The sequence below is a fragment of the Acidithiobacillus thiooxidans ATCC 19377 genome (assembly GCF_009662475.1).
Lineage (GTDB): Bacteria > Pseudomonadota > Gammaproteobacteria > Acidithiobacillales > Acidithiobacillaceae > Acidithiobacillus > Acidithiobacillus thiooxidans.
In genome coordinates, this window is sequence record NZ_CP045571.1 from 1,551,127 (window position 1) to 1,567,998 (window position 16,872).

Sequence of the window (16,872 nt, forward strand, 5' to 3'; positions counted from 1 at the left end):
GAGGAACGATCATGACGCAACAGCATCCCAACGGAGTGGACGTACAGAAGCTCGTGGCCACCATTGAGGCCGTAAAAAATGATCCTGCCTTGGCCGCATTTCAGTTCCGTGCCCGCACAGAATGGCACTCTGGAGCCCATGTACAAACTCATATTCAGAGCTTCCACGGTGTCAAACAGGAAGATCAATCGCGACAACAGCCCTTTGTGTTGGAAGGTGATGAGCCGCCCGTATTGCTCGGCAGTAATCAGGGGGCCAATGCGGTTGAATTATTACTCGCTGGTCTAACAGCCTGCCTTTCGGTGGGGATCGCCTACAATGCTGCCGCACGGGGTATTGCCATCGAAGCGATGAGGCTGGATGTCACCGGTGACATCGACTTGCACGGCTTTTTGGGTCTGTCGGAAACGATTCGAGCGGGATGCCACGACATCAACATTGCCTGTCACATGAAAAGCGACGCATCGGATTCAGCCATCGCAGATCTGCTCGACCACGTTCAAAAAACATCGCCGGTCACGGACATGGTGCGTCATCCCACGCCCGTGCATGTGAAGTTTGTGCGCGAAATCTGAACGCGTGTCGCACCTTCTGGCATGTTTTCTGCCTTTACAATGAGAATTCAAGCCGCAGTGGGCGGTTTGATAAATTTACTGTGGTGATTTGGAGTGCAGATGTTGCTTGAGTTTTTAGGTGGTCCTTTTCAGAAACGACCGCAGCGTATGCGGAAAACCAGACAGCGATCCCTCCCCCTTCTTTTATGGTTCTGGCCGTTACTGGCCGCTATGTTGCTCCCATCTCAGCCGGCATGGGCCAATGCGCCTTTTTTGTCCCCGATGGCGAGTGCTTCACCGTTTCTGGCGCCGGCCAAGGCCTTTCGCTTCAAAGCGCACATGGCGCCCAACAATATTGTGGTTCTTCAATGGATCGCGGCGCCGAAGTACCACCTCTACCGTAACCGCATCACGGTACACCTTACACCGTCATCCGCGCAGCTAGGACCTTATACCTTGCCACCGGGCAAACCCATGCACATTCCAGGAGTGGGCACACTGGCTGTGTATGAAGGAGACACCACCACCATTCGGGTACCCGTGCATTTCACCGGCAGTCCGCCAAAACATATCCAGGTGACCAGCAGTTTTCAGGGTTGTGCCAATGCCGGAGTGTGTTACCCATTGGAGACCAAGGCCTATACGCTCATACCGACAGCCGTCACTCGCAACACGGCCACAATGGCCACGACATCCAGTACGCCTCCACACCCAACCGCATCGCCAGCGATGCAAATCCATCCGGCACGCGCATCCGGTCAATACAGCCAGTTCGCTGCTGGATTAAATGGTTCAGAGATTCCCCTCACGCTCTTGTTGTTTTTTATCGCCGGATTGGGCTTGGCCTTCACACCCTGCATTTTCCCGATGATTCCAATTTTGTCGTCGCTCGTGGTTGGTCATGGGGACGCACAGATGACGACTCGACAATCGCGTAGGCACGCATTCTGGATTTCATTGGCCTATGTGCTCGGTATGGCACTCACCTATGCGGTGGCCGGCGTGGCCGCTGCCGTAACAGGCTCCTACCTGCAGGCATTTTTCCAAAATCCCTGGGTGTTGAGCGGATTCAGTGCGCTGTTTGTGCTGCTGGCACTTTCCATGTTTGGCTTTTATGAATTGCAGATGCCAACGGCCATACAATCGCGCCTCTCCCGGTATGGGAAAGGGGGACACTTTTCCAGCGCCTTTATTATGGGCATCCTGTCTGCCCTGATTGTTGGCCCCTGCGTGGCAGCACCGCTGGCCGGCGCTTTGCTATTCATTGCCCACACCGGCAACCTGCTCCTGGGCGGGATAGCCTTGTTCCTTCTGGCACTGGGGATGGGCGTTCCGTTACTGGTTATTGGCACCTCGGCCGGACATTTTCTACCGAAGGCCGGTGCCTGGATGAATGGCGTTAAAGCCATTTTTGGGGTCGTCTTGCTTGGGGTGGCCATCTGGTTTCTATCCCGAATCCTACCCGGTCCGCTTACGCTCGCATTGTGGGCAGCTCTGGCTATCATTTCCAGTGTGTACATGGGGGCATTCCATTCTGCTTCCAACGCGCAAAACCGTGAGCATGGCGGCTGGAAACACTTTGCGCAGGGATTCGGATTGCTGGTCTTTGCGTATGGCATCGCACTGGGCATAGGGGCATTGGCTGGCGGTACTCTGGTGCTTGAACCTTTGGCGCCTTTTGTCGATCGGGACGTGACAGCAACCACTCCGCAGAACGCAACCCCCCACTTCACAATGGTTCGCAGCCTGTCTCAATTACAAGCCGCACTGACCGCTGCAAAAGGGCATCCGGTGTTGGTGGACTTTTGGGCAAAGTGGTGCGTTGAGTGCCAGCGTATGGACGTCGAAACCTACGATAATCCACGCGTTGAGCACGCCTTGCAGCCTCTAACCCTGATTCGGGTGGATGTCACCGCCAGTAATGCTGCGTCCAGAGAACTGTTGCATCATTTTCAGCTTTTCGGACCGCCGGCCGTTTTGCTGGTCAATCCAGATGGGCGCATGGTTGCGCAATATGAAGGTTATGAAGGACCAGAAACGTTGCTACAGCATCTGCAACAAAAGCTGGTCAATTGATGACGGATCATTATCCCTAAGAACCTGATGAGGAAATTCCTATGCACCACATTGTAAAACGAACAAAGGTATTCGGTATTTTAGTCGGTGTCCTGTGGGCAGGAGCGGCCATGGCAACGACTGCACTTCCGCCTTTACCCAAAATGTCTCAAAACAGTTATTGGAAGGATATAGGTCAGCGCCTGACCTATATCCAGGAGGGACACAAAGGTCCTGTCATTTATGATTTTTTTGATCCAAATTGTCCCTATTGTCACAGCATGTATGACGAAGAGCAGTCACTGATCAAGGCAGGCCAACTTACCGTAAGGTATGTTCCAGTCGCTTACCTGATGCCCAGCAGCACGCCCGAGGCCGCTGCTCTACTGCAGTCTTCGGATCGCGTCGCCACACTGCAGCATTTTGAAGCGCTGGCGGGAAAAAGTTTCGCAGCACCGATGACGGCCAGCGGCCCGGTTGGCTTACCTCAGGCCAAAGCAACAGCCCCCACGATTCAGGCTCTGAAGACCAATATGGCTATACTGCAGACCACCCATTCCATGGGCGTACCAGCCATACTGTATGAGCACAAAAATGGCAGCACAGGATTAATTCCGGGCATGGTCTCCCATGGGGAACTGCTGACTATGCTCCCGAATCTGAAATGAACGACGTACAGGAGAATCCGTAGGCATGAAAAACCGCTTCAGAACAAAAGCCCAGAAATGGCTATTTACCGGAATACTGGGTTGTAGCTTGTTGCTATCTGGTATGCCTTTCGCCATTGCGCAGACTCCGACCGCACCACCCAAGAAAATGACGGCAGCCATTCTCTGGAACCAAATTCTGGCCCATCACATCACCTACATTCAAGAAGGGCATAGCGGTCCCGTGATCTATGATTTTCAAGACCCCAATTGCCCCTACTGTCATGTCATGTATGAGCATGAAGCACCCCTGATCAAAGCGGGAAAGCTCACAGTGCGCTATGTTCCCGTTGCGTTCCTGACACCCCAGAGTCCCGCAGAAGCGGCCGCCTGGCTCCAGTCACCCCATCCCTTGAGGGCGTTAAAACACTTCGAGACTATTGTGGGTCCTGCACTTCGCAGTGGTAGCTACCGCCAGCTGCCCAAGGCCACCCCCACGGCCAAAACGACAGCAGAATTAAAACAGAACCTCGACATGATGAGTGCTCTGGGCTTTGAGGGGACTCCAGCCATCCTTTATCGGGTTAAAAACGGGCAACTGGGTCGCATTCCAGGAATGATTTCAGAAAAGCAGCTCACCGAATTGTTGCCGCATTTGCAATAAAATTTGCGTGGCTGATCGCCATGCAAAGAAGTCGTTATATCATGTCTGATGACAAGGAGATTGAAGATGTATAACCAAGATCAGCGTAACGTAGCAAAAACTATTGCTGGAGCCTTTCTGGCCAGTTGTCTGGCCGGCGGCACCATGGTAACAGTCGCTCATGCAGAGACCATGATGAACCCACCCGCGGCGAAAACCCAGTCCAATGCCAAAGCCGGTGGAGGAATGATGCGTAATGGCTGCAGTGGCAAAAGCCATACACAAAAGAAAAAGGACTCCATGATGGGTCATGGGTGTAGTAGCAAGACCCAAACGCACAAGTCCGGCATGTAACCAATCGGTCCTCCGGGTCTCTAGAAGAGATCCGGTACCTCCCGGGTAGAAAAGACATGACCGCGAACCTCCCCATGGGGATTGGTCTACGTGCCCCGCACGTGGATGAAGTCCTCGATACCAAACCGGATATCGGGGCATGTGAGGTGTATAGCGAAGATTACATGAGTGCGGGAGTTTCCTGGCTTAATGCGCTGGATCACATTCGCTCTGCTTATCCCCTAAGTCTTCATGGCGTTGGTCTGTCCATTGCTTCTGCAGACAGCCTGAATATGAATTATCTGCGCAGGCTGCGCGCCCTGATCGATCGATATGAGCCATTACGAGTATCGGATCATCTCGCTTGGTGTTCCCTGAATAATCGCTATTTCAGTGATCAGTATCCCGTTCCACGGCGGCGCTTTGTTTTAAGACATCTGGTATCGCGTGTGCATAAGGTCCAGGATTTTCTGAGACGACCAATTTTATTGGAAAATATTGCCACCTATCTGAAACCTGATTGGGCGGACGAATATTCGGAAACGGATTTTCTGATCGAGTTGGTAGAACAAGCGGGGTGCGAGCTGCTGCTGGATGTTGAGAACCTATCCATCAATGTTCTGAATCATGGTGGGGATCCAGCTACCTTTATCGAAAGTTTACCCCGGAATGCCGTGACAGAAATTCATTTGGCCGGCGGCGAACAGGTTACTCTGAATGGATCCACTGTACATGTCGACACGCACAGCCGCGAACCCAGCCCTGCGACCCAGAGCCTGTTCCGCCAAGCCAGTGATCGCTTTCCCAACGCGCTCCGCATATTGGAGTGGGATGCTGACCTGCCGGCATTACCGATCTTGTTAGCGACAGCCCAATGCTGTGTCTCCGGTATGATCCAATGAAGGACGATAGCCTCATGCTGCGTCAATGGCAGCGTCAATGGATAGCGCGACTACAGAAGGTGGGCCCGTCGGTTGGAGCGCTGCCTGAAGACTCCTTGATGGCCCAACATCAGTCAGCTTTTCGCATCTATCAAAACAATATTCAACAGCGTCTTACCGAATCTCTGGCGTTTATTTATCCCGCCCTGCTCACAGCGATGGGTGAGGAGTTATTCGCTGAACTGGTCAGTACCTTTATCGCCGCAGATCTACCCACTGATCCGGATCTCATGCGGTATGGTGAGCACTTGGCATCCTTTCTGACCGTCCAGGGCGGAGTCCACTACGACAGAATCCAGCATGACTTTGCAGGTCTCGCGCGCCTGGAGTGGTTTTTCCATATGAGCGCCTTTGTCTATGAGCATCCTTTTGATCTGTATGAATCTGGTGCGCCTATTCCTCTAGGGAACCTGTCAGGGAAAACCCTCTATCTGGATCAACAACCCCCGCTGTTACGTACAAGCAAACCAATCATAATGTCTGTGATCTTACATCATGATGTGGAGTTAGAATCTCTGGGTGAGGATGCCAATGACGCACCCACTATATTTGGAATTTGTGCGGTGAACCATCCTGGATGGCCCCGTTTCTTGGCCCTGTCGGCAGGTGAATATGCGTTCATTCGACTGCTCACGCGTGTTGGCAATTCGCTGGAAGATGCGCTGTTGTGGGGGCTGTATAGCCAGCCAGATGGAAGATTTAATCTCATCCTTCAGGGCTTTCAAAACGGAGGAATCCTGAGTATCCGGCCATCTGAATAAGCTCTGATTCTTTACCCACGCTTTTTAAAAGGAGATAAAAGTATTTTCCAATCCATAAATGAGTCTGGGAAGTGGTTGTAGAGAATGCCCTGTCAACCGGTTTTTGGGGGCCGTCCATGGATCGTTTTGAATAGTCTTTGACGGGCCTTCTGGAGCTGGTCCGCCGCCTGATTGTCGCTGATCTGGTAAGCGAGCTGGTCGAGTATTTCAAAGGTTACGCCGGGTTTCAAATAGCTTTCTGCCTGGGGCAATGATTTGAGCTTGTCATAGGGCGTCATCATGTTCTCATAGGGGTAGAGTTTACGTTGTTTGCCTTTGGCATCAGTGTGGGTTTCCGGGAAGAAGCAGGGACGGTGGAAGTTGATATAGGGATTGAGGTGCTGTTGGTTGAAGGCGTTGATCAGTGCCGCCCAGCGTTGAGGAATATGGCTGTACCCGAACAGCTTTCTCACCACAGTGCCGTTTTTGCTTTCGGCCAGGGCGTTGTCATTGGAATGACGTGAGCGGGACTTAGTGAACTCGATGCGCAGTTTCTCCAGCAGCCCAGCGACCCGTCTGTTGATGTATTCCGAGCCGTTGTCGGAGTGGAAGCCGAGCAAGGTAAACGGGAAACTGTCCAACAGCTGCTCCAGAGCCGGAATAAGGTGGTGCTCGCTAATTTTCTCGACGCTCACGACGATCTCGAACTGGGTGTGTTCATCCACCGCGTTGATGTGATAAACGCCTTTCTGTTTGTCCAGGTCGCCTTGATGGACCGTATCGATGCGGATATAGCCGGGCTGGCCGTTGGGCTGGGGTTTGCGCCGCTCGCCGATGGTTGATGCTTTGGGTCGGGTCTTTGCAAAGTGGCAGCGCTGGCGGGTATAGGTGGTGGATTTTCTCAGGTTATACAGGTGGCTCACGGAGATCGCGGCCAGCCGCTCGTACTCGGCCTGACCGAAGACCGTGCAGGCCCGTTCACACAGCTTCTTGATGGCCTGACCGCAGGGCGTGTCGTGGCGCTCATCCATCGCCGCCAGCAGGCGGATATCCTCGGCGGTGTACTGGTGCTGGAAACCAGCCACCGTGCGCTGGCGGCGCTGTAACCGACCGTGTTGGCGATACTGGGCAATCAGCCGGGTGATCTGCTGACGGGAGTAACCACTGACCTTCATCAGATAGCGGATCACCACCCCTCTGGCGGGGCGGGGCAACGTCACATACCGGAACTTGACCAGTTCCCCCTGAATCCAGCGGTAGCAAGTGTCCTTGTCGCCCATGACCGAAAAGGCCACCGCCTGGGTACCGGACAGAAAGGTCTCGAGTTGTTCAATCGTTTTTAACTCTTCAAGTTTCATGATGGCTTTCATCCCTCCATCATGAACGGAACCCAATTCCGTTGCAGCTCACTCCAGACGCATTTCATGTTAGAAACACGTTCCACCCTTCAGACTCATTTCATATTGGACAAGGCTATAAAATGCGGAAACAGAATTTTCTTGGTATGCTTTGCATGCTCCTCCTTGCAGCCTTGCCAGTGCCGTCCATGGCAGCAATAAACTCTGCTGCACATGCCCCGGCGCAGACCCGAGCGGCATTCACACACAGTGTCCGGGCATTTAGGAAATTACCTAGACCATGGTCTCCAAGTGCTATCGCGATCGCCCTGAAACGCGCGGATACGTTTTGGATTGGACACCACGGTCCAGAATTGATCGCCTTTATGGACCCCAATTGTATCTGGTGCCATAGGTTCTATGAAAAGGCATTGCCGCTGATTCATACTGGAAAACTCCATTTGCGCGTGGTGTTAGTGGGTTTCCTGAAGCCCAGCAGTGCGGCTAAGGCAGAAGCAGTCCTCATGGCAAAACACCCAACGCAAGCCATGGCTTTTGATGAGTCTCATTTTAATGTGATCACTGAAGAAGGCGGAATACATCCCGCAGTCAACGCCCCAGTGTCCATTCGTCGGGCGGTACACCGCAACACCCAATTGCTGATTCGCACGGGAGAAGAGGCTACCCCCACACTGCTGTATCGGACCAGACAGAAACAGTGGGTCATCCAGCATGGTTTGGGGCCCCATGGTCTCCAGGAAATCATGGCGACGATTTCCTGAGTGGGTATGGCGTTCTCCCGATTGGTGTGGATTGCCGGTTTGGTTCTTGGTGCCTGTTGGCCACTGGCATTTGCCCCCTTTGACCAATCGTATCTGGCGATCATTTTACTGGTGGGTTTATTTGCGATAGCGGATCGCGCATCACCGCGCCTTGCTGCGTGGACAGGATTCACCTTCGGCTTATCTGCCTTTGCTGTGGGCATATATTGGCTCGCAATTCCGCTGCACAATTTTGCCCATATGGACTGGGTACTATCCGGCACAGCAGTCTTATTGCTGGCGTTTTATTGCGCATTATATCCAGCGCTCGCTCTATGGATTGCGAGGAAATGGTGGCCACGAAAGGGTCTGTTTGCACTTCCATTTGTCTGGGTGCTTTCCGAATGGCTACGCGCACATCTTTTTACGGGATTTCCCTGGTTGGCCACCGGGTATAGCCAGACCTGGAGTATTCTAGGGGGGTGGGCTCCGTTACTAGGTCAGTATGGTGTCGGACTGGCTACGGCCTGCGTAGCCTCTCTGATCCTATTGCTCTACCGCCATCGGTCCGAGCGCCGCATGGTCATGAGTACGGTCGGTGCAATAACGCTTCTGTACGCGGGGGGTGCCGTCAGTGCGGAGATTCAATGGACCCGGCCCATGCCCCATCCTCTTTCGGTTCGGCTAATTCAAGGGGATATTCCAGTCACGGAAAAATGGAATACCCATCAACTTGATGCCGTGCTGAATCGGTATGTGAAACTCATTCTCGCCACACCGAGAGGTACCATGCTGGATGTCTTGCCGGAGACGGCGTTTCCCGTTTTTCAAACGCAGATCCCGGATTTACTTCATGGCTTACAGGTGTGGTCTGCGCATCATCATACGCAGATTATTCTGGGTATCGTTCAATATGCGCGTCGGCGCTATTACAACGCGGCTTTGGACATTGATGGTACGTCTCCTAGTGGTATCGCAAACAGCATTTAGTGCCTTTTGGTGAATATATCCCCTTTCCGCACTTGCTAGGTCCTTTGGTACATCATTTTCTCCCTGGCTTGGGTAGTTTTACACCTGGAAATGGGTCCTCTACATTGCATGTGGATGGTCTGCGGGATGGTATGACGATTTGCTATGAGGAATCCTTTTCACGAGATGTCCGGAAAGGAGTAGTGGAAGGGGCAACATTTCTAACGAATATTAGTGATTACTCCTGGTTTGGGCATAGCACTGCGTTACCGCAGAGTCTTCAAATGGCTGCCATGCAAGCACGGGAAGAGGAGAAACCGGATATTCGCGCTACAAATACCGGAGTGACTGCAATCATTTCGCCAAACGGGAGAGTGCAAGCGAAGCTTCCGGAGTTTGTTAGCGGAGCCTTGAATGGGAAAATAAACCCGAGAAAAGGAAAAACACCATTTGGAATGTTAGGTGACTTGCCATTCTTAATTATCTGCCTTTTTGCTCTGATTATTCAGGCCTTTCGTCCGATCCAGCGGACAGGCGTGGAGAATGACGTGCAATAAACTCACACAACAGATGAGCCAGCGGATAGACTACCACCATGTATGTTGACTGGGGACCGGATTCTTTTAGGCGCGATTGGGGGAACAGGCAACCTTCGCAGGATTAAGAGTAATGCAAAATTCGAGTTAAATTCAACGTCCGCTTTCAGTCTATACCAGTCTTAGCGCAGTTGGTAGAAGAAGGGATCCGCAAGTTGTGGAATTATCCCAGTCCAACCAGCCCGCACCTACATTTCAGGAACGTTGTGCCCACTTTTCAACCAAGGGCTACCCGATCAATCGAGCTTTCGCATCCTAGGAGACCAGGTGCTCCCAACTAGATTTTGCAAATAGCCGTTTATTCTCTACTTCCATCTCTGCCACAGCACGCGCTCCAGGAGCACCCGCAAGGTGCCTTTGGGCACCGAAATCCGCTGTGAAGCTTCCTGCAACGTGATCCCCTGCGCCAAAACCAATTTGACGGCTTAGGCCCGAAACTCTGCCGTATAGCTCTGAACTTTTCCCCATAAAATCGTCCCCAATCCATTATATCCAATCGGGAGTGTCCACAATAATCAGGGTACCTCATCACTCGCTATCCTGGTTGACCATGTGCAACTTATCGCGCTCCTTCAGCAGATTCTCTCGCCGCTGAGCTTCCTTTCGCCATCGCTCCGCCTCACGTTCTGCTCGTTGACGTGCCAGAAAATGAGCTGCCTGACCACTCAGAGCAGCATGCAGCTTGATCTTCAGGTCCGCCACGTCTTCCCGAAGACGAGAGATCACCTCACTCGCGGTCCTTGGCGCAGCAACCTCACCAGGGCGCATCAACTGCAACACTCTGACCCTTTGTGACTGATATTGACACTTTGCGTGTGCGATCAAAGTCCGCGAGTGTTTAGCCTCTTTGGCAACCGTCGAAAAGTTGATTTGCAGGCGCCCCTCTGCAGCAAGTCGCTTCAGCAGAGGGTCCTTTGGTTTCTTCTTTTCCAGACGGTCGATCGCATCGTCAAAATCCTTTTCGATGACTGCCTTGGGAGGCCGTTTTCTAGTGCCTGACATCGACGAGTTCCTGTTCCACGCGCAGATCCAACGAAGCGGTATTGATCCCCAGGCGCTCCAGGAGCTTTTTTGCCACTGAAGCCCGCATAGCCGCCACGCGGAACATGCTGCCCTGCCCTCGCGCCTCGGCTTGCTGATGTGCCACGGCATTAGTGACATACCGTTCCTGCCAGAACCCAACGTGGCGCAAGTCCAGAATGAAGCAGTCGCAACCCGCACAGAGTGACGGTTCTCGCGTAGTGAAGTTAGGGATGGGTAGTCCAATTGGGTGTGTCCCCGCTGCCTTATGGCAACCCATCTTCTCCGGGTTCATCGGGAAGCAATTACCAGGCGGGGCAAACCACATGTGCAAGCTGTTATCCCGAACGAAGCGCATCACGCGCCGCCAACCTACTTCCAAACCCGCACCCTCGACCAACTTGCGCACCTCATCGATCCCTTCCTCAAGTTGGGCGCCCATCTTTCCGGCGACCTTTGTCCGGCCGGTCGCCATTTCATACATTTGCATGGCCGTAAGTTGGGATGCCATGGCATTGATCGGTTCGATCTGGATTCGATTGCTCCCCCAGTAGCCACCTTCCGTGATAGCCATGGCCACGTGGTGGTATTGGCGCTGAACGGCCGGCAGCAGACGCGGATCAATGGACAACGCGAACTGCGCATAGGTCTTGCGAAACTGGTGTGGCCGGATGATGCGACCCTTCGACTCGCGCCAAGGTATGAGGTCATTCTCGGAAATTCGGTGTGCAGATTCGTCCGGCAAGCCGGACAGATCTACCCACCGCTCAATGAACTTCTTGACAAAAGCGTTCAGCCGGGCGGTGTTGAAGAGGGTGACTCCCGTTTTCTTCCAGGCAAAGGACATCCCGGAATTGATGGTGATCAACAGTCGATCTATTTCGGCAAGTTTGCGTTCATGTGCGTACAGCCTGTCAAGCACGAGCATGGCACGGACCGGAAGGGGGATTTCGTCGCCGCCTTTCGGCCGCATTCCGAGCAACCAGTCTACATCACGCGGAACCTCTTCCTCCTTGCTCAGCTCGGATCGAAGCACGAATGCTTCATTGAGCCCCGACGATGTCTCGACGATACGGACCCCATGCGGTAGACCGGTTTCCGGATCAACGCCTGCGCGCAAAGCACATATCTCGCTTGCACGCATGCCAGTTGAGGATTGGATTGTGATACACGCAGCCCCCGTAATAGCAACAACCAACTGTCGGACCCGTAATATCGCACCCGACTCTCTATTTTTTTTAATCTTGCATTTGCTCAAAGGGGCATACCACGCCCCAGACTCACCATCAAGGACAGATAATTCATAGTCATGTAGAGCAGCGTTAATGCGCATTAGGTGAGTACCCTGAGACTGCCCAGGTCCTTTAGGGTGGGTTCCGATTCGGTGGTAGGCCTCCTCGATTTTTTCACGCGCCTCCAAGACAACTTCAGCAGGGGCTCCAAGAAACCATGCCGCCTTGTTCACCAGTGGAATGGCCACTTCGTCTGGCAAAGGCCGGATCCAACCCCGCGCCTCGGTGATGATCCGCCTGACAATCGAGTTGGCACCTTTCTCGTCAATCCAAGGCCGTTCCGGCATCGGTGAAATGCCCGCTTCTTCCAGAGCTTGGCGCTGCCGCCAGAGCAGGTCAATGATTTTCAGAGGCCTATAGGCTGCTCCTTCCCCGATAACCTCTTCGTCATCTACGTTTACGGCGATAATCGACGGCAGATCATCTATGAACGCGGCAACGAACTCCTTGTCCACATTTTTTGGCCAAATCTGCCCACGTTCGACCATCCACGGCACGACTACCCGAAGACCCTGCGTCAACAGACCGCCATTCCCAGTTTTATATGCCTTTGCCTTGTCTCGGGGATCAACAAACAGACTCCAGACAAATCTTCGTAGCCATCCAAGTAATTGAGAATGCTCCGAGTTAAGGAGGTTTCGCCCATCTGGCAACTCCATATCCCAAGTCACTTTAGCTGCCAAGGGGCGCTGGCCGATGCTCGGATTATCCAGCCACCAGATCGGATCCCTCCAGCAACTCCTCGAGGACACCCAGACCCCATCCAGTTCAACTTCCGGGCGGAGGTGGAACGGAGCACTCGAGCTTGTACGAATGATTTCTGCAGTCAACATATTCATCACTCCACCGCCGGCAGAATCACATGGAAGCGCTTGGCCGAGTCCATGACGTCGGCTGGTACATGCTTCAGTAGTGCATCGAGATCAACGAGCACACGGACGTAACGCTCTACCCAAGCCTCACCGGCGATCCGACCTTGTGCATCAAAAATCGCCGTCCGCAAAGACAGGTACAACGCGACAGCTCCGGGATCATGGATGTCAGCTGCCGCCAATGGACAGGAGGGGCATTGACCGTAAGCAGCGCACAACCGATTCTTGCGCTGCATCGGCCATGGCGAATCGTAGGGATCGAAACAATGGAACCCCGGTGTGGCAGCGCCACGATCCATGCGCGGTGTGAGCCGGCGTCGACGCGGATCGATCTTCCCGTCCGATCTGAACCATCGTTCCATGAAGAGCATGGCGTGCCCAAGCCACTCGGCTTCCCGCCACCGTGTTCCATTACTAACATAATGCATATCCGTAGTCCGAACATCCTTGTGTCCAAGAACCTGACTTGACACCACGATGCCCTTACGGAAGGCAACTTCGTCGCCGATTGTTGCCCTGATCTGGCTGAGCTTAAACGGCGGGAGTCCATAATCCTCGCAGAACTCCACCAGACCGCGTCGCCACATGCAATCGGAGTAAGATATTCCTCTGTCATTCCCACCAAATCCCCGGCCCGCAGTATTGGTTCCATGAAACCGGTTAAAAAGGAACACCCGGTCCTTCAGGGAATGGCTGACAGTCGTGCGCACCAGCTTCGTTAAGCGTTTAAGAAGATCTAAGACCGGCTCAATGCGAGCCGCCGGAATCGGGACCAGCGGATCTTCGCTTGCTCGCCACTTGGTCCCACTCAATCGAATCACTGGCTGACCGAGCAGGTCTCCAGGATTGATATCTGACCACTCCAACTCAAACAATGTCGTCGGATTCATAGCGGACTCGATAGCTAGGAAAACAACCAGTGGCACGAGGTCGCGGGCATCTGGATAGAGGATTTCCTTAAGCTGCACGATCCTATGCGCTTTCCTGCTACAGTGAAAGTAGCGATACAAATCTGGATTACGTTCTTTCAATACGCTCAAAGACGGGAGGCCTTCGGGGTAATTCTGAGCGATATAAGCCGCGCACGTGGCCAGATCGAAAAGATCGAAATCCTCTGCAGCAAGCCTTGCGCGCCCCTCCCGCAACAACTGCTCTGACTTCTCTATTCTTGCGCGAAGCGCATCAACATCCTTGGCCACCGCGTTATCGATTGCCTGCAATGCTTCATACGACAATCTTTCTCGTGGTGTGGTTCGCGTTTCAACATTATCCCAAGTGACGTTCGGTCTTGCATCAAAGGCAACTCGTGCCAATCGACTGAATTCTGGAACCGACTTCAATGCTTCCATCACAACAACCAATGCCCCGAAGGTCGTCGCCCTGGTTTTCGGATGAATAGCCTTTCCATGTCTCTGATCAATCTTCGTGTCAAGCCACTGCTTGAACTGATTCCATAAAGGACGATCCATTTCTTCGAGAGTGATGTGTAACAGATCGTTTTCCTGCAAGAAGACTAAAAATCCAACCTGAAGCTCGGATCTACGCCCTATGATCGTCTTCTGGCGCTTACCAACACCATAAATCCGGAAACCCTCAGCTAGCGGCTTGGCTAGGTGGGGTGCCAGTCCCAGAAACGAAAGGTCTAAAACGTAGGGCTCACGATCAGGACCCGGAAACTCAACGCGGATATCGTGAAAGTCATTACTGAAATGGAGTTTGGTTTGCTTTAGACGAGCCGCCCCTAGATCTACAACGTTCGCGGTCTCTTCCGACTTCCTACGGATCTGAGCAGCGACAGAAGCAGCCGAAGTTGGCTTACGCTTGACCTCTGCGCGTCGCGGAAGAGTGGCATTAGATCCTGGTCGGTCGTCGTGTGCGATGGTGGCTGACTTTGCTAGCATCGAGGCTTTGGCAACAGTGCTTGCAGGGGATCGCTTCTTATTCTTGGCCATTGCCCTATTCCAAGCCTACAAGAGATCTAATGTCCTGTTGGCCACGAGGGCCAAACAACTGGACAAACTTCAGGTAAGTCCGAATAGTCGTTTCCATCTGCTCATGACCAAGTTGCGCCTGGATCACCTTCCATGGTTCCGAATTCCCATTCCCCACCTCGATCCAATAGGTGTAAACGGCATAGGTGTGCCGGAGATCGTGCACGCAGTGATTGGCAACCGAAACCTGCGTCGTTATGCCGGTGTCTGGATCAATGCGTTGCTTCAACCGCATCAAGCCTGCGAAAATGCAGGCATCTCCGACGATCGTCTCGAACCGCCGCGGGGTGAAAGGTGATCCTGGATCTGGTGAACGCGTACCTGCCAGAAATAGGACTTTGGGCGCCCGCCTTCCTTTCTTGCGCCCCAGTTCCAGCGTTCGTGCCCGCTCTCCTTGCATGTATTGGAGCGTATCTGCGATCAACCAGTTCGGCACGGCGACATTTCGCGCCACATTGCCTTTGCCAATCACTTCAACGGCTTGCTGGGAGAAGGGGGATTCCCCATCAGGATGCATCGCAAGGAACTGATACGGATTGAGGGTCATGATCTCCGAAAGGCGGAGGCCAACCGCCCAACCCCAATCCGCCATAAGTCTGTCTCTGCTTGGGCGCAGGTCCCCTACTTCCCGCTCCGTTGCAGAGGGACCAAGCACCGCCAGGAACTTCCTTAGTTCTCCGGTCTGGAACGGTCGGATTGCATTTTTCTTAGCGCGTCGAGAGGGCACCAACCGCGAGGCGTCCGATAGAGTACCGAGCGATTCTTCCGAGGCTGATTTTGATTTCAACCCATCAGCGCTGCAAATATCCCCGAAGTACGCTTTGTGCCGCCGGGCGTAATCGTAGAAAGCAATAACCGGCTGCATGTAAGCGATGATCGTCCCGCTGCTGTAGGTGTCGCCCGTCACGGGACTGATAGCCGTGGACAAGCCATCTCGGAAATCAATCAAATCATCCTGAGATGCAGTCCGCCAATCAACGTTAGCCTCCAAACACCAGTTAAACCAAAACATCAATGCGCTAGCAACATTTTTCCAGGTTCGCGGCGACGACCGGGATCCCGATTGGCAGTACTCGTCGTTAAGGAACGCGGTCGCTTCCTCGAACAGTAGTTGTTCTGGCTCCCAGAACAAACTCGGCTGCCCCACCTTCAGGCCTCCGAAGTCCCGAGTGATGTGAACCGCCACGCCACCGTTCATTATCCAAGCCCCAATTTATTTGGTCAGTACATCTTTATACGCCAATAACACACTAATATCAATCATATTATTATTATAAAGTGAACGCATTTCTGCGTCCGTTCCCTTCATTCTACGCGGATGAAGATTACCCGTCTGGACGAGCAGGCCAGGTCAGTTTTGAATGTTCATATTGCGACGTCGTAATCGCCTATCACAAAGAGGGTTTTTTGTTTCAGAACACATTCCGCGACCAGATGGGCGGCTTTTTCCAAATCGCGCATGCTCCCCGGTTGTTCCAAGGCACGCAGCAAAAGGGCCACCGATTCCGGTTCAGCCACCCCGCGACCCGCCAGTATGCGGGCAATAACGGGGTGGATACCGGATTGTATCAGCCGCTGAACGGCCTCTGCATCCGGACGCCGATACTGAATAATGGGCATTTTCGGTGATTAGCGTAAAGGAATGACGGGCGCCGGTTTTTCTGAGCGGGCCGGCTGAAGCGCGCGGACATATTCCTCACCTAATAATTTTTCGAGTAAGGCGAACTCTGCGTCGCGGTCTTTTTTAGCCGCTTCGAAAGAGAGTGGTTGTTGGGTCCTGTTGTCTTTTTCCATGATGCATTATTCCTTGTGTGATTGATAATAATCATGTTATCACAGCCCAATAGGCTCCCCGAGTGAAGCATCTACGGCGCTTTCTTCTTCGCTCTGTCGCAGATAGGCATGTATCCAGTGATCATTTAGCAATGGACCATGCCGAACCATGCAGGCCAGCAACTTATCGACAGCGGCAGGCAACGCCGCCAATACCCACGCATGCACCTGCTCATCGTGGGCGTAAATCTCAATCAGCGCGCCCATGGCGACTGCATAGCCCGAGGGCAAATCCCCATTTTCCACATGCGCAAAAATTCGTTCGGCGATTTTTTGGATATCCGCCAA

The 16,872-nt window shown here is 53.2% G+C and carries 18 protein-coding genes; 10 read left to right on the forward strand and 8 right to left on the reverse strand.

From position 1 onward, the window contains the following. The first annotated feature begins 11 nt into the window (after nt 1-11). From GCD22_RS08195 to GCD22_RS08225, 7 genes are all read left to right on the forward strand, one after another. A complete protein-coding gene (locus tag GCD22_RS08195; RefSeq protein WP_153940502.1) occupies nt 12-575 on the forward strand; it encodes an OsmC family protein in 564 nt (187 codons plus the stop codon). 210 nt (nt 576-785) lie between these two features. Continuing rightward, nucleotides 786-2,630 carry a protein-disulfide reductase DsbD gene (gene dsbD, locus GCD22_RS08200; RefSeq protein ID WP_153940617.1) on the forward strand — a complete coding sequence of 615 codons (1,845 nt, stop codon included), beginning with the start codon at nt 786-788 and terminating at the stop codon, nt 2,628-2,630. 110 nt (nt 2,631-2,740) lie between these two features. Continuing rightward, nucleotides 2,741-3,277 carry a thioredoxin fold domain-containing protein gene (locus GCD22_RS08205; protein ID WP_153940618.1) on the forward strand — a complete coding sequence of 179 codons (537 nt, stop codon included), beginning with the start codon at nt 2,741-2,743 and terminating at the stop codon, nt 3,275-3,277. Between the two features lie 25 nt (nt 3,278-3,302). Further along, a complete protein-coding gene (locus GCD22_RS08210) occupies nt 3,303-3,920 on the forward strand; it encodes a thioredoxin fold domain-containing protein (RefSeq protein WP_153940499.1) in 618 nt (205 codons plus the stop codon). Nucleotides 3,921-3,986: 66 nt separating this feature from the next. Next, nucleotides 3,987-4,253, forward strand: coding sequence for a hypothetical protein (locus tag GCD22_RS08215; RefSeq protein WP_153940619.1), 267 nt, complete (start codon nt 3,987-3,989; stop codon nt 4,251-4,253). A 56-nt stretch (nt 4,254-4,309) separates the two neighbouring features. Then, nucleotides 4,310-5,134 carry an MbnB/TglH/ChrH family RiPP precursor modification enzyme gene (locus GCD22_RS08220; protein ID WP_153940497.1) on the forward strand — a complete coding sequence of 275 codons (825 nt, stop codon included), beginning with the start codon at nt 4,310-4,312 and terminating at the stop codon, nt 5,132-5,134. Nucleotides 5,135-5,148: 14 nt separating this feature from the next. After that, on the forward strand, nt 5,149-5,934 hold the full coding sequence (locus tag GCD22_RS08225) for an HvfC/BufC N-terminal domain-containing protein (protein ID WP_170286714.1): 786 nt from the start codon (nt 5,149-5,151) through the stop codon (nt 5,932-5,934). A 92-nt stretch (nt 5,935-6,026) separates the two neighbouring features. On the opposite strand, the gene GCD22_RS08230 is transcribed toward GCD22_RS08225, so the two are convergent. Next, nucleotides 6,027-7,283 (reverse strand): DDE-type integrase/transposase/recombinase, encoded by a 1,257-nt coding sequence (locus GCD22_RS08230; RefSeq protein ID WP_153940621.1) that lies wholly within the window; start codon nt 7,281-7,283, stop codon nt 6,027-6,029. A 398-nt stretch (nt 7,284-7,681) separates the two neighbouring features. Here GCD22_RS08230 and GCD22_RS18840 point away from each other — a divergent pair, with 398 nt between their 5' ends. The 3 genes from GCD22_RS18840 to GCD22_RS18490 are packed head-to-tail and all read left to right on the forward strand — an operon-like array spanning nt 7,682 to nt 9,537. Further along, entirely contained in the window at nt 7,682-8,032 is a 351-nt protein-coding gene (locus GCD22_RS18840; protein WP_342353875.1) for a hypothetical protein, read from the forward strand. Between the two features lie 6 nt (nt 8,033-8,038). Continuing rightward, on the forward strand, nt 8,039-9,001 hold the full coding sequence (lnt, locus tag GCD22_RS18485; RefSeq protein ID WP_244947610.1) for an apolipoprotein N-acyltransferase: 963 nt from the start codon (nt 8,039-8,041) through the stop codon (nt 8,999-9,001). Further along, nucleotides 9,001-9,537, forward strand: coding sequence for an apolipoprotein N-acyltransferase (locus tag GCD22_RS18490; RefSeq protein ID WP_244947611.1), 537 nt, complete (start codon nt 9,001-9,003; stop codon nt 9,535-9,537). The genes lnt and GCD22_RS18490 overlap by 1 nt, the downstream gene beginning before the upstream one ends. Before the next feature lie 567 nt (nt 9,538-10,104). Here GCD22_RS18490 and GCD22_RS08245 read toward each other — a convergent pair. The 7 genes from GCD22_RS08245 to GCD22_RS08275 form a co-directional block, all read right to left on the reverse strand. Then, nucleotides 10,105-10,578 (reverse strand): hypothetical protein, encoded by a 474-nt coding sequence (locus GCD22_RS08245; protein WP_153940622.1) that lies wholly within the window; start codon nt 10,576-10,578, stop codon nt 10,105-10,107. Further along, nucleotides 10,565-12,727: a hypothetical protein gene (locus GCD22_RS08250; RefSeq protein ID WP_153940623.1), complete on the reverse strand. Its 2,163-nt coding sequence runs from the start codon at nt 12,725-12,727 to the stop codon at nt 10,565-10,567. Before GCD22_RS08250 ends, GCD22_RS08245 begins: the two co-directional genes overlap by 14 nt. Then, nucleotides 12,727-14,712, reverse strand: coding sequence for a site-specific integrase (locus GCD22_RS08255; protein WP_153940624.1), 1,986 nt, complete (start codon nt 14,710-14,712; stop codon nt 12,727-12,729). The genes GCD22_RS08250 and GCD22_RS08255 overlap by 1 nt, the downstream gene beginning before the upstream one ends. A gap of 4 nt (nt 14,713-14,716) precedes the next feature. After that, complete coding sequence (locus tag GCD22_RS08260; protein ID WP_153940625.1) at nt 14,717-15,949, reverse strand: tyrosine-type recombinase/integrase; 1,233 nt, start codon at nt 15,947-15,949, stop codon at nt 14,717-14,719. Nucleotides 15,950-16,116: 167 nt separating this feature from the next. Then, nucleotides 16,117-16,371 carry a hypothetical protein gene (locus tag GCD22_RS08265; protein ID WP_153940626.1) on the reverse strand — a complete coding sequence of 85 codons (255 nt, stop codon included), beginning with the start codon at nt 16,369-16,371 and terminating at the stop codon, nt 16,117-16,119. A 9-nt stretch (nt 16,372-16,380) separates the two neighbouring features. Beyond that, nucleotides 16,381-16,545, reverse strand: coding sequence for a hypothetical protein (locus GCD22_RS08270; RefSeq protein ID WP_153940627.1), 165 nt, complete (start codon nt 16,543-16,545; stop codon nt 16,381-16,383). Between the two features lie 39 nt (nt 16,546-16,584). Continuing rightward, a complete protein-coding gene (locus GCD22_RS08275) occupies nt 16,585-16,872 on the reverse strand; it encodes a hypothetical protein (protein WP_153940628.1) in 288 nt (95 codons plus the stop codon).